Origin of the sequence: Vibrio diazotrophicus (genome assembly GCF_038452265.1) — a bacterium.
Taxonomy (GTDB): Bacteria; Pseudomonadota; Gammaproteobacteria; order Enterobacterales; family Vibrionaceae; genus Vibrio; species Vibrio diazotrophicus.
Window position 1 is genome coordinate 110,269 of sequence record NZ_CP151843.1, and the last position, 11,949, is coordinate 122,217.

General features: G+C 43.3%; 10 protein-coding genes. 5 read left to right on the forward strand and 5 right to left on the reverse strand.

All coding sequences use genetic code 11. The annotated features are described in order from the left end of the window. The first annotated feature begins 100 nt into the window (after positions 1-100). From dgcN to AAGA51_RS15865, 3 genes are read left to right on the forward strand one after another with little or no spacing between them, the layout of a single operon-like run. Positions 101-1,105, forward strand: a complete 1,005-nt coding sequence (gene dgcN / locus AAGA51_RS15855) for an N-acetyltransferase DgcN (protein ID WP_042481474.1) — start codon at positions 101-103, stop codon at positions 1,103-1,105. Further along, positions 1,105-2,079, forward strand: a complete 975-nt coding sequence (gene dgcA / locus AAGA51_RS15860; protein WP_042481472.1) for an N-acetyl-D-Glu racemase DgcA — start codon at positions 1,105-1,107, stop codon at positions 2,077-2,079. The genes dgcN and dgcA overlap by 1 nt, the downstream gene beginning before the upstream one ends. 9 nt (positions 2,080-2,088) lie before the next feature. Further along, positions 2,089-2,946: a D-amino-acid transaminase gene (locus AAGA51_RS15865; protein ID WP_042481470.1), complete on the forward strand. Its 858-nt coding sequence runs from the start codon at positions 2,089-2,091 to the stop codon at positions 2,944-2,946. Between the two features lie 75 nt (positions 2,947-3,021). Here the strand turns inward: AAGA51_RS15865 and AAGA51_RS15870 are convergent, their stop codons facing one another. Further along, entirely contained in the window at positions 3,022-3,516 is a 495-nt protein-coding gene (locus AAGA51_RS15870) for an acyl-CoA thioesterase (protein ID WP_042481466.1), read from the reverse strand. Between the two features lie 392 nt (positions 3,517-3,908). Beyond that, entirely contained in the window at positions 3,909-4,910 is a 1,002-nt protein-coding gene (locus AAGA51_RS15875; RefSeq protein WP_081878654.1) for a LacI family DNA-binding transcriptional regulator, read from the reverse strand. Positions 4,911-5,383: 473 nt separating this feature from the next. On the opposite strand from AAGA51_RS15875, the gene AAGA51_RS15880 reads away from it, so the two are divergent. Together AAGA51_RS15880 and AAGA51_RS15885 are read left to right on the forward strand one after the other, a co-directional pair. Further along, positions 5,384-6,715, forward strand: coding sequence for an enolase C-terminal domain-like protein (locus AAGA51_RS15880; RefSeq protein ID WP_042481464.1), 1,332 nt, complete (start codon positions 5,384-5,386; stop codon positions 6,713-6,715). Between the two features lie 459 nt (positions 6,716-7,174). Then, complete coding sequence (locus tag AAGA51_RS15885; RefSeq protein ID WP_042481461.1) at positions 7,175-8,014, forward strand: aldo/keto reductase; 840 nt, start codon at positions 7,175-7,177, stop codon at positions 8,012-8,014. Positions 8,015-8,077: 63 nt separating this feature from the next. On the opposite strand, the gene AAGA51_RS15890 is transcribed toward AAGA51_RS15885, so the two are convergent. From AAGA51_RS15890 to AAGA51_RS15900, 3 genes are all read right to left on the reverse strand, one after another. Next, the gene (locus tag AAGA51_RS15890; RefSeq protein WP_042481458.1) at positions 8,078-10,114 is read right to left on the reverse strand and encodes a methyl-accepting chemotaxis protein; all 2,037 of its coding nucleotides are present in this window, start codon (positions 10,112-10,114) and stop codon (positions 8,078-8,080) included. A 120-nt stretch (positions 10,115-10,234) separates the two neighbouring features. Further along, complete coding sequence (locus tag AAGA51_RS15895) at positions 10,235-10,681, reverse strand: GNAT family N-acetyltransferase (protein WP_255209355.1); 447 nt, start codon at positions 10,679-10,681, stop codon at positions 10,235-10,237. 7 nt (positions 10,682-10,688) lie between these two features. Further along, on the reverse strand, positions 10,689-11,666 hold the full coding sequence (locus AAGA51_RS15900) for an NAD(P)-dependent oxidoreductase (RefSeq protein WP_042481455.1): 978 nt from the start codon (positions 11,664-11,666) through the stop codon (positions 10,689-10,691). Positions 11,667-11,949 lie beyond the last annotated feature (283 nt).

Sequence of the window (11,949 nt, forward strand, 5' to 3'; positions counted from 1 at the left end):
GAACAGTTGACCCTATTGTTGATGAGGATTTTAAACTGTAGGTTGTAAAAGAAGTCGAAATTAGTGTCTGGTCTAGATGACCAAAATGGAGTGAAAAAAGATGGAACTTAAGCAACCGTATCTATTATTTTTGGGTGATGCTGCAGATTCTCTGGCAGCTAAAGTTGCGCAGGGTATTAAAACTTGGCGCCCTGAGTACTGTGTAGGACAACTACGTCTTGAAGCGTGTAATGCTGACGTTGGTCTGCAAGACTTAACGGTGGCGCAAGCGAAAGCAGCAGGCGCACAAACACTCGTTATCGGTGTTGCTAATCGTGGCGGAGTGATCTCTAAAGAGTGGATTTCAGTTCTTATAGAAGCGCTTGAAGCTGGGATGGATATCGCAGCCGGACTGCATAACAAATTGGCAGACATTCCTGAGCTTGTTGAGTGTGCGAAAAAGAACGGTTGTGCACTTTATGATGTTCGTTACCCAACACAGTCTTATCCTGTTGCGAATGGTAAAAAGCGCCCAGGAAAACGTGTTCTGACAGTAGGAACAGACTGCTCTGTTGGCAAAATGTACACCTCACTTGCAATAGAAAAAGAGATGAAAGAGCGTGGTGTTGACGCTGATTTTCGCGCTACTGGTCAAACGGGTATTCTGATTACCGGAGCTGGTGTCAGTGCAGACTGTGTCGTTGCAGACTTTATTGCTGGAGCAATTGAAACCATTACACCAGAAAACGATCCACAACACTGGGACGTTATTGAAGGTCAGGGCTCGTTATTCCATGCTTCATTTGCGGGGGTTACAACGGGTCTAATTCATGGTTCACAAGCTGACGCTCTGGTACTTTGTCATGAACCAACTCGCACACATATGCGTGGATTGCCTGACTATCAGTTACCAGACCTTAAAGTGTGTATGGAAGCGAATATTGCCACAGCTCGTTTAACTAACCCAGCGGCTAAGTTCGTAGGTGTATCCATAAATACATCAGGTTTGAGCGAAAGTGATGCAGTGGCGTATATGGATAAGGTGGAATCAGAAATTGGTTTACCTGTTGTCGACCCGTTCCGCCAAGGTGTTGCCCGTATTGTCGATAAGCTTCTGGAGCTGTAATGAAGGTAAAACTCTACACACAAAGTTGGCCAATTCGTGGCAGTTTTACTATCTCTCGGGGGAGTAAAACTCAAGCTGAAACTATCATTGTTGAGATTGAACACCAAGGTCTGACAGGGCGAGGGGAATGCGTTCCTTATGCTCGCTATGGTGAATCCATCGCAAGTGTATTTCAGCAAATCACTGAAGTTATTGCAGACATTGAAAGGGGGATCTCGCGTGAGCAGTTACAACCACTTCTTCCTGCCGGTGCGGCGAGAAATGCGGTGGATTGCGCGATGTGGGATCTTGAATGCAAGCAAGACAAGCAATCGATATGGACGAAGGTTGGTTTAGCCGCCGAGTCACTCACCACAGCCTACACTCTGTCGTTAGATACTCCTGAGAATATGGAGAAAACGGCGATTGAAAATGCTGACCGACCGCTGCTCAAACTCAAACTGGGTGGTCCAGAAGATTTAGCACGTGTGCAAGCGGTTCGCCGTGGCGCACCCAATGCAAAAATTATTCTTGATGCGAATGAAGCGTGGACGGCAGAAGCCTACAAACAGCTTATTCCTGAATTGATAAAGCTGGATGTGGCGATGATAGAGCAGCCATTCCACGCCGATGAAGACTCTGTTTTGGCCTCGCTAGAGCGCCCAATTCCTATTTGTGCCGATGAATCTTGTCACGACAGAAATAGTTTGCAGAAAGTCGTTGGTTTGTATGACATGGTCAATATTAAGCTCGATAAAACCGGCGGTTTAACCGAAGCACTAAAGCTAAAAGATCAAGCGCAGTCATTGGGATTACGAGTCATGGTTGGTTGCATGGTTTCGTCTTCATTAAGCATGGCTCCCGCTTTTGTCGTGGCTCAAGGTGCTGAAGTGGTTGATCTCGATGGCCCGCTATTGCTTAGCGCAGATATCGAAAACGGATTTGAATTTGAAAACAATTCTATGTTGCCCTTTAAACAAAAGCTGTGGGGGTAGGGAGAGAAAATGGAACGAATCGTATATCTAAATGGCGAATTCGTTGCGGAAAGTGAAGCGAAAGTTTCGGTCTTTGATCGTGGTTTTCTGTTTGCTGATGCCGTTTACGAAGTCACCGCGGTTCTGGGCGGCAAGCTCATCGATCATCAAGGGCATCTTGCGCGTTTAGAACGTTCTGCAAAAGAGCTCGACATCAAGCTGCCAGTGACGGGCGAACAACTGATGGAAATTCAGCGAGAGCTGATAAAAAGAAACGCTTTGGTTGAAGGTGGCATTTATCTGCAACTGACGCGTGGCGATGAAGGTGACCGCGACTTTTCCTACAGTGATGATATCGAACCAACCTTAGTGTTGTTTACTCAGTCCAGAAGTCTGATCAACAGTCCTAAGATCCAAACTGGTATTAAAGTGATCTCGTTTGATGATATCCGTTGGCGGCGTCGTGATATCAAAACAACCAGCCTATTGCCAGCCTGTTTGGCAAAACAAGCGGCTCATGCTGCTGGTGCTGAAGATGTCTGGTTAATCGAAGACGGCTTTGTGACTGAAGGTGGTTCAAGTAACGCTTATATCGTGACTCAGGAAAATGTTCTGGTAACACGTCCTTTGAGTAATGACATCTTGCATGGAATTACTCGCGCGTCTTTGATGAAGCTAGCTCAAGAGCTCAAGCTAACTATTGAAGAGCGTCTATTCACAATCGATGAAGCGTATCAGGCGAAAGAGGCGTTTATCAGCTCTGCAACAACGTTTGTCTGGCCTGTGGTCGCAATTGATGACAAGCCTGTTGGCAGTGGCAAACCGGGAGAAATAGCTCTAAAACTGCGTGATATCTACATAAAAACAGCGCAAGAGCTAGCGGAATAACATAAGCAATAATAATTACAGCGCAAGTTTGGCTAGGTACATAAGCAAAACACCCGACTTCAGTCGGGTGTTTTTTTATCCGTCAGCTTTAAGGTATTTCACATGCGCTTCCATCTCTTCACCGATTTCTGTTCGCATGTTCATCAGCCTAATTGCCGAGTTACGAAGAGCGATATCTTCAGGGGTTTCAGGTACCCACTCAGGAACTGCCGTTGGCTTACCATTTTCGTCAACAGCAACCATGATAACAATGCAATGGGTGGTTAATCGGTTTTTGAGCTCTTTTGGGTCGCTGGCTTGTACGTCAATGGCAATGTGCATAGAGGTTTTTCCTGTGTAGATAACCTTCGCACTCACTTCTACGATATTTCCAACATGAATAGGAGCAACAAAGCGAATACCGCCAGCATAAGCTGTAATACAGTATTTGCCGCTCCAAGCAGCAGAACAAGCGTATGCTGCTAAGTCGATCCATTTCATTACTGCGCCACCATGAACTTTACCGCCAAAGTTCACATCGCCAGGTTCTGCTAAAAAACGAAGGGTACTTTCTCTCTTGCCATTACTCATCGGCGATTCCTTTTGCTAGTACTTTTAATGCAACCAAGTCTTGAGATTATCCAACCATACCTTGAAATAGTACAAAATGTATAACTCATAATATACTTTCGCTTCAAAGTCTTTTGATTCAATGACGTTAGCGAGAAGTTTCTGACTCGCTTATGCCCCCAAGTCGTTAAGAACAAGTATTCTTTAAGACTAGTAGTCGTATAGAAAGAGTTATGAAAAACTGGTATTTGAGTTCAATTTTGATGTCAGAAAAAGAAAAAATGTCAGTTGGTAAGCTTTATTTCCCCCAAGTTACAATGAGTTTTGGACATTACGTCGTAATTGGTAGCAACTTAGAGAAAGTGTCAAAAGAATCTAGCCTTAAGTCATAATTTACTCATAACAAACAACTTTTAAAACGACTCTCTGTGCTTAAAGGTAAACTCCAAATTCACAATCGGGTTTTCAGGTAATTTACCTTCGATTCTGTCGGCGAGCATGTTTGCAGCACGTTGACCCATCCCAATGCGGTCAATGTTGACGGTAGTGATTGATGGAACGTTGTATTCAGCTACATCTAAATCACCGAATCCAATGACCGAAAAATCGTCAGGTACCTTCATGTTCTGCTTGTGAGCTTCAGCGATACAGCCTTGTGCAAGAGTGTCAGAAGAACACGCGATAACATCAAAGTCATGTTCAGTGGCTAACAGTACTTGCATTCCTGTACGTCCTGACTGAATTTTAGCGGGGCTAGGAACCTGAGTTACCGTATGTTTAATATTTTTTTGCTTCAATACTTTGATGATTTCCTGAAGTCGTTTCTGGGCGCGCGAATCTTCAGCCCAAATAAGACCTACATGCTTTGGTTTTTTCTTCGTGATTTCGTAGCCAACAGCCTCCCCAATTTTGTCATGTGATAAACCCACTAGCATGTCGATAGGCGTTGGAGTTGAATCCCAAATTTCTACTACCGGAACAGATGAATTCAGGATGATTTTTTTCAATCGGTTATCGTGATGTACACCAGTCAAGACGATGCCATCAGGGCGGTGTGACATCAACGATGAAATAATGTCGACTTCGTTTTCTGAACTGTAATCAGAAACACTAAGCAAAACGTGGTAGCCGCGCTGTGCTAAACATCCCCGAAGTGCTTCGACGGTTTCAACGAACATGCTGTTGTTAATTTGCGGTACAACAACACCGATCAACCCACTTTTACTCGAAGCCAAAGCTCCTGCCGCTTTGTTAGGAATATAACCAGTACTTTCGACCGCAGATTTCACCTTGTTAAGCGTTGCTTCTTTAACTACCGATGGGTTGTTTAAAGCTCGGCTAACCGTCATTGCCGATAGACCTGCAACGCGAGCGACATCTTCTAACGTAGGGGATTTGGATTTGTTCGCTTTCAAAGATTCATTCCTGTTAGCCAGTGGTGATAGAAGAAGCCCATCTTTATCTATCGTTCTAAGCAAGTTGGCGGGGATTTTATCACAGTTATTCTAAGACCAACGTAGGGATTCTATGATTATCATCAAAAATGTTAGCGATAAACAAAATGCAGGAGTTGTAAGTTCCAAAATTAGATGTGAGTAACAATTCGTTAGATTTAGAAGATACTAATTGTGATCGTTGGGGCAAATTTAATCGGATAACGTAGTTTCTGCTTTGGTAAAAAGTTATAAATGTTTGCGCTAACATTTAAGGCAAAAATGAACAGATAAGTTTTTACTGAATGCATTTCTTAAATAAAGAAGTGCGAAACCTAAACAAGTAATCTGAAACAAGATGAAACACGCGCTTGTTAGCTAATAATTACAGGTAGGTTGCCACGGCGACCCGAGTCATCGCTCATTAATGAGCTCGAACCCTAAAGGTATAAGACATGACATCTCCAAAAGTTACCGAAGTTAAAGTTATTCCTGTTGCTGGTCGCGACAGTATGTTGCTAAACCTGAGCGGTGCGCACGCGCCTTTCTTCACTCGTAACATCATTATCATTACTGATGAGTCGGGTAACCAAGGTGTGGGTGAAGTACCGGGAGGTGAAAAAATTCGTCAAACTTTGGAAGATGCAATTCCACTGATTGTTGGTAAAGGTATCGCTGAATACAAAAACATTAAGGCCGCAGTATCAAAAGAGTTTAATGACCGTGACTCTGGTGGTCGTGGTAAACAAACGTTTGACCTACGTACTACCATTCACGTGGTTACTGCAATCGAAGCTGCATTGTTGGATCTTCTTGGTAAGCACCTAGGTGTTAACGTGGCATCACTATTAGGTGATGGTCAGCAACGCGATTTTGTTGAAATGCTTGGCTACCTGTTCTTTATCGGTGATAAAGACGTAACAGATCTGCCATACCAAAACCAAGATGAAGACGAGTGTGAGTGGTACCGTGTTCGTCACCAAAAAGCGATGACTCCAGAAACGGTTGCTAACCTAGCAAAAGCTTCTCATGCGAAATACGGTTTCCACGATTTCAAACTGAAAGGTGGCGTTCTGTCTGCGGATGAAGAAGCATTAGCAGTAAAAGCAATCAAAGCCGCATTCCCTGAAGCGCGTGTAACTCTTGACCCGAACGGTGCATGGTCTCTAGATGAAGCTATTCGTATTGGTCTAGAGCTTAAAGACACGTTAGCTTACGCTGAAGACCCATGTGGTGAAGAAAATGGTATGTCTGGTCGCGAAGTGTTGGCGGAATTCAAACGTCGCACTGGTCTACCAACAGCAACCAACATGGTTGCAACAGATTGGCGTCAAATGGGGCACTCGCTAAGCCTGCAATCTGTAGATATCCCACTGGCTGACCCTCATTTCTGGACAATGGAAGGTTCAGTTCGCGTTGCTCAAATGTGTCATGAGTTTGGTTACACTTGGGGTTCACACTCAAACAACCACTTTGATATTTCGCTTGCGATGTTTACTCACGTAGCGGCAGCGGCTCCTGGCAATATCACTGCAATTGATACTCACTGGATTTGGCAAGAAGGCAATCAACGTCTAACTAAAGAGCCTTTCCAAATTGTTGACGGTAAAGTTCTAGTTCCAAATAAACCAGGTCTAGGTGTTGAACTGGATATGGAGAAAGTGGAAGAAGCACACAAGCTTTACATGGACAACTGTCTAGGTGCGCGTGATGACTCTATCGGTATGCAATATCTCATTAAAGATTGGAAATTTGACCCTAAACGCCCTTGTTTAGTGCGTGATTAATCGCTGAAATGATGTTCGATCGTTAATTTTTAACTAATCTTAAAACGGCTCTAAAGACCTATGCAAATAGATTTTGGAGCCGTTTTTTTGCAAAGAAAACTATAAACGTCAGTCAATAACATTTACATGATACTAACATTTGGCCCAAACAGTTTAATCGAATCTAAGCGCCTATCTCAGACAGAAAACCATAGTTCTTAAAGTTTGAGTAAGAAACGGTATCTATTTGGTGGGTTAACTCTGTATTGGATGAACTGATGGAACGTCGAGGAATAGCCTTAGTCTGTTTTGGTACGACATGGGTTCTGTATATACTTGTTTTGGTGATTAATAGCTGCACAATGTGCTTCGTCGCACTCATGCTGTCAGCGTGTTTTTTGTTTAACCAGGATTCTGTCGAGATATCTGCTTTGGGGTAATACTTGCAGTTATCGCACTTATTGGTTTAAGAGAATGACAATGAAAGATTTTATTTTGCCAAGTAACAATCCTATGCCTCGCTTAGGCTTGGGTACTTGGTATATGGGTGAGAACCAGAGAACACGTAAGCAGGAAGTAGAAGCGTTGCGCTTTGGTATTGAATATGGCGCGCGCTTGCTAGATTGCGCAGAAATGTATGGTGAAGGCGAAGCTGAGAGTATTGCGGGTGAAGCAATGAAAGGCTTCCGAGACCAGCTTTATATCGTAAGTAAGTTTTATCCTCATAATGCTTCACGCAAAGGGGTGATAACGGCGTGCGAGAGAAGTTTACGTCGTCTGAATACCGATTATTTAGATATGTATCTGCTTCACTGGATGGGTTCAGTACCTTTTGAAGAGACACTGGAAGCGCTCTATTTACTAAAAGAGCAGGGCAAGATCCGAGATTATGGTGTCAGCAATCTTGATATTGATGATTTAAAAGACTTCTGCGCTGCTGATTCTCAAGGGCTTTGTGCAACAAACCAAGTGCTTTATAACTTAGCGTGTAGAGAGCCTGAGTGGGCGGTCAAACCGTTTTGCGATCAGAAGGGAATGTCAATGATGGCTTACTGCCCATTAGATCAAGGCTCTTTATTGTTTGAACCTGCACTCCAGACGATTGCAGACAAGCACAACGCCACTCCAGCCCAAATAGCGTTAGCTTGGTTGCTTCATCAGCCTGGCGTTATTGCCATACCTAAATCCAGCACGGTTTCTCGAGTGAAAGAGAACTTAGATTCTGCAAACATCCGTTTAAGTGCAGATGATCTAGAGCTTCTTAACCGAGAATTTCCAGCGCCGAGTAACGCTTATGAAGGTCGAATAGGAATTAGGTAAGTAAAAGAAAGAGCCGCGAAAGCGGCTCTTTTAGTCTGTGTTGTACAAAGTAACGACTTCAAATTAATGGAAGAAGTCCACTTGCTGTTTGAGGTGTTTTGATAGCTCAGACAGTTGCTGTGCACTGTCTGATGTCTGCGCGCTCGTCTCACGGCTTTGAACATTCAAGTCGGAAATTTCAGAAGCACTTGCTGCAACTTCTTGTGACACCTGTGCTTGTTGCTCTGCTGTTGTGGCAATCGCTTCGGCTTGACCTGCAATGCCGCGTACTTGTTCTGCTATAGATTCAAGTGAAGTGCCTGCTTCTTGCGCCTTATCGAGCACCTTGTTGGCGTTTTGCTGGCTTTGATGCATTAAAGAGACCGCATTGCCTGTTGAGCTCTTCAACTGGTTAATAATCTGAACCACGTCTTTAACCGACATTTGCGTGCGAGCAGCAAGAGTTCTTACTTCATCGGCAACTACGGCAAAGCCACGACCTTGTTCACCAGCTCTTGCCGCTTCGATTGCAGCGTTAAGAGCCAGCAAGTTCGTCTGTTCGGCAATATCATCAATCATTTTAGTGACGCTTTGGATGCTATTACTGTCGTTGTTTACTTGCTCAATGGCTTTCGCTGATTGATCGAGCTGATCGTTAAGCTGTGCCACATCTAAGCAAACTTCTTCCACTTTACCTAAGCCCGTTTGAGTACTATCATCTGCTTGGCGAACGTTTTCAGCAATCGCTTCAACTTGCTGTGCCACAGATTTTGCGGATGTCGCCATCTCTTCAATAGCTGTAACCACTTGTTCTGCTTGTCGCTGTTGTGCATCCGACTGACGTAAGTTAGTTTGTGCGTCAGTCAACACGCTACTTGACTGTCCGTCAAGCTGGTCACTTGTAGAACGAATATCGCCGACAAGAGAGTTAAGGCGGTTTGCCATGTTGCTGACGCTGTTCGTAAGCCTTGTCACTTCGTTCTGTGAATTTTGGCTGCCTTGATCAACTTTGATGCTCACTTCACCCTCGCCCAATCGCTCCATATACCCACTAAGTGTGGTCAATGGTTTGGTACTGCGATTAATGAAGAGACTCATGATGACGAAGGTTAAAGCACCAACCACAAGTGAAATGATAGCAATCAGTTTGAGAAGTTCTGTACTCTCTTTTGTCACTTCACTAACAAAAGTACCCCCAAGGATCTTCCAATCCCAACCCGGAACAGTGGTATACACAATGTATTTTTCTCCGACTGAGCCGTTAAATTCCCATGGATAGGTGAGGATGCCTGTATCCTGACTAAAGATAGCTTTAAAAGGCTTATCACCGTTGTAATCGGCAACATCTAAAATAGTTGGGTCATTGGGTTTAAATTTGGGGTGTAACAGATAATGACCAAGGTTTGTTTGTTGGTTGTCTAGAACAATCGTATAGCCAGTGTCACCCCAAGAAACGGATCGTAAAGACTCAAAAATAGATTGGGTGGCATCTTCCACTGGCAAGGCGATACTGGTAATGGCTGTTACTTTTCCTTCATCACTCAATACGGGGTCATAATAGGCGATATAGTTCCGACCTAATAAAGTCACCACACTATAATAAGGCTGACCATTCATGATGTTGTTATAGGCAGGGTGTTCTTTGCCTAATAACGTGCCTATTTCTAATTTGCCTTCTGAGTCGCGAAGTGAAGTGGAGATACGAATCCAATCGTCTCCTACTGGTGCAAATATAGTAGCAGCAGCACCTGTATCCCGACTGAAAGCTTCAGGCTTACGGACATCGCTTACAATGCTCTCACCCCAAATTGTAATATCGCGAATTTGGTAGCCATTGTAATTGACTTCGTTATCTTCAACATAAAATCCCTCTAGGTACCCATTACGAAGAGTAGATGCAAGGATACGAGCGGTTTCAAGGTAAGCGTTATACTGACCTTCAATGGTCTTACCCATAGCTTGGATTTTGGACTGCTGTTCCTTCAGCGTCGTATTCAAAAGTACTTTGGAAGCATTTTGATAGACCAATGCAGCTATGCTTGAAAATGCAATCAGCAAACATACCGTCATGACGGTTCGTAACTGAAACCCCAAGTTTCTGTTTCGGTAATACTGGATCATAGACATTCCTAACCTTTTTATACTCAAACCACTTTATGCCGTGATTTATGCATATGTGTTTATTTTTCGTCGTTTTATTTATAGATTTTGCTGAATCTCAGTTGTTAAATTTTACTGAGTTCAACACTTTGTAGGGTTGTGTCTGGTATAAACAAAGGGTGAGTCCTCCCGATAGATTTCAAATCCCATGCGTTTATAGAGGCTTCCTGCATGGTTGTTTTTAAGATAGCTCAGAAAACAGGGTTTTCCGGTTTGTTTAGAAAATCGGATGACATATTCCATAACTTTACTTCCGATCCCTTGATTTTGATAATTAGGTTGAATAATGGATTTAGAAAAATAGATCTGATCACGCTTTTCCAGCAACATGTCAGTTCCGATGGGCTTGTCTTGATAACAGATTAATGTTGGCAGACCAGTATTCCATTCGTGTTGATGCAAGGCCCATTGAAGCTCTTCGTCCCAACCATGCTCAAGCGTTAGCAAATCGAAGTCGACTGCCTTCTTAAGTTCAAAAGCAAAAAGGCAGTCGACGTCAGTAGCTGGGCGAAATCGAATCCCACTCAAAACGGAGTTATCCTTCAATTTGTTCTCTGTTAGCGCAATTTGCCGAATAGTCTCCATTTAATGCAGCAATGATGTTATCGACAGCACATTGCACCATGCTGTAACGAGTTTCTGTGGTTGCAGAACCTATATGCGGTAACAAGAATGCATTATCCAATTGGTTAAGGGGCGATGAGGCAGGCAGAGGCTCAACTTCAAATACATCCAAGCCAGCAGCGCGAATCGTTTTGTTTTTCAACGCTTCGATTAATGCATTTTCATCAACAACTTTACCACGTGCAGCATTGACAAAGATGGCGCTGGATTTCATTAGTTCAAATTGTTCTTTGCCAAACATTTTTTCGGTTGCCGCGCTAAGAGGAATCAGTACGACAACGAAATCACACGTTGAAAGCAGCTCATTAAGTTCTAAGCGCTCTGCTGCGAAATCGCGCTCTGCTTCAACGTTAGCGGAACGGTTGTGGTAGCAGATAGACATGCCAAATCCCATATGAGCGCGTTTCGCAACTGCATAGCCAATGCGCCCCATACCGACAATACCCATCTTCTTATGGTGAAGGTCGACACCAAAATATTCAGCGGGAAGATTTCTGTCCCAGCGACCTTCTCTCACCATGTTTGAAACTTCTACTGCTCTGCGAGCTGCACCTAAGGCAAGAAGGATGACGGTGTCTGCTACGGTTTCATTTAATACGCCAGGTGTGTGCATTAGGGCAATTTTGCGTTGGGAGAGATAGTCAAACCCGAACTGATCGATACCCACGGAAATGGTCGATACTGCTTCAAGAAGTGGTGCAGTATTGAGTAGTTCATCGGACATTACGACCCCAGAACCTATGATTCCATGCGCTTGAGTCAATGCTGCGTTGAATTCTTCTCGATTAGAATCATTAAGTTCATTAAACACGGTTAGATCGAAGTGTTCATGCAGACGGTTGACTTCATATTCAGGGATACTCTTGTACAGAATGACTTTCTTTTTCATTTACTCTCTCCTAGACAACTTCGCTACCGCTTGCAAAAACAACAATTTGTTCAAGTTTACAGCTTGCAAAGCCAAATTATTTTGTTTTGTTCTTACCTTATATCGTTCCTTTACCGTGCTCAATACCAACAAAAATAAGAGCCGATATTTGAATAAAACATAAAGTTAACTAAGCGTGAATATATCTAACATTGTTACGAAAACTTGTATTTGTAATTAATTACAACTTGATATGATCTTTTAATGTATTTGTAACGCATTGTTTATTATTAATAATTTTTAT

Excerpts from the sequence above, each read along its gene's own strand:
- dgcN (WP_042481474.1), top strand. The coding sequence starts at position 101 with ATGGAACTTAAGCAACCGTATCTATTATTTTTGGGTGATGCTGCAGAT.
- dgcA (WP_042481472.1), top strand. The coding sequence starts at position 1,105 with ATGAAGGTAAAACTCTACACACAAAGTTGGCCAATTCGTGGCAGTTTT.
- AAGA51_RS15865 (WP_042481470.1), top strand. The coding sequence starts at position 2,089 with ATGGAACGAATCGTATATCTAAATGGCGAATTCGTTGCGGAAAGTGAA.
- AAGA51_RS15870 (WP_042481466.1), bottom strand. The coding sequence starts at position 3,516 with ATGAGTAATGGCAAGAGAGAAAGTACCCTTCGTTTTTTAGCAGAACCT.
- AAGA51_RS15880 (WP_042481464.1), top strand. The coding sequence starts at position 5,384 with ATGACATCTCCAAAAGTTACCGAAGTTAAAGTTATTCCTGTTGCTGGT.
- AAGA51_RS15885 (WP_042481461.1), top strand. The coding sequence starts at position 7,175 with ATGAAAGATTTTATTTTGCCAAGTAACAATCCTATGCCTCGCTTAGGC.
- AAGA51_RS15890 (WP_042481458.1), bottom strand. The coding sequence starts at position 10,114 with ATGATCCAGTATTACCGAAACAGAAACTTGGGGTTTCAGTTACGAACC.
- AAGA51_RS15900 (WP_042481455.1), bottom strand. The coding sequence starts at position 11,666 with ATGAAAAAGAAAGTCATTCTGTACAAGAGTATCCCTGAATATGAAGTC.